Here is an 820-nt window from a genome sequence, read left to right as displayed (position 1 = left end):
GTGCAGCGCCACTACGATCTGTCGGGCGATCTCTACCGGCTCTTCCTCGACGAGGACATGCAATATTCCTGCGCCTATTTCGAGCAGCCGGATATGACGCTCGACGAGGCGCAGGCCGCCAAGAAACGCCACATCGCCGCCAAGCTCCGGCTGAAGGCCGGCCAGACGGTGCTCGACATCGGCTCCGGCTGGGGCGGGCTTGGCCTCTATCTCGCCAAGGCGTTCGACGTCGACGTGCAAGGCGTCACGCTGTCGACCGAGCAGCATGGCGTCGCCACCGACCGGGCGCATGCGCAAGGGCTGGAAAGCCGCGTGCATTTCGAGCTGAAGGACTACCGCGAACTCAATGAGCGTTTCGATCGCATCGTCTCGGTCGGTATGTTCGAGCATGTCGGCGTCAACCACTATCGCACCTTCTTCGACAAGAGCGCGACGCTGCTCAAGCCGGATGGCGTCATGCTGTTGCACACGATCGGCCGTTCCGGCGTGCCGTGGGCGACCAGCGCCTTCATCCGCAAATACATCTTCCCGGGCGGCTACATCCCGTCGCTGTCGGAAGTGATGCCTGCGATCGAGAAGTCGGGCCTGGTCGTCACCGACGTCGAGATCCTGCGGCTCCACTATGCCGACACGCTGAAGCACTGGGGCGAGCGCTTCGCCGCCAATCGCGACAAGGCCAAGGCGATCTATGACGAGCGCTTCTGCCGCATGTGGGAATTCTATCTGGCGGCCTCGGAAGCCGCCTTCCGCTGGCAGGATCTGGTGATCTTCCAGATCCAGATCGCCAAGAAGAACGATACGCTGCCGATGACACGCGACT

The 820-nt window shown here is 62.7% G+C and carries 1 protein-coding gene; it reads left to right on the top strand.

All coding sequences use genetic code 11. The annotated features are described in order from the left end of the window. Window positions 1-820, top strand: an 820-nt coding sequence (locus tag EN991_RS38240; protein ID WP_164769762.1) for a cyclopropane-fatty-acyl-phospholipid synthase family protein, incomplete at both ends; no start/stop codon positions are given.

It is taken from the genome of Mesorhizobium sp. M7A.F.Ca.US.005.03.2.1 (genome assembly GCF_003997795.1).
Taxonomy (GTDB): domain Bacteria; phylum Pseudomonadota; class Alphaproteobacteria; order Rhizobiales; family Rhizobiaceae; genus Mesorhizobium; species Mesorhizobium ciceri.
This window is presented reverse-complemented; position numbering and strand designations above follow the sequence as displayed.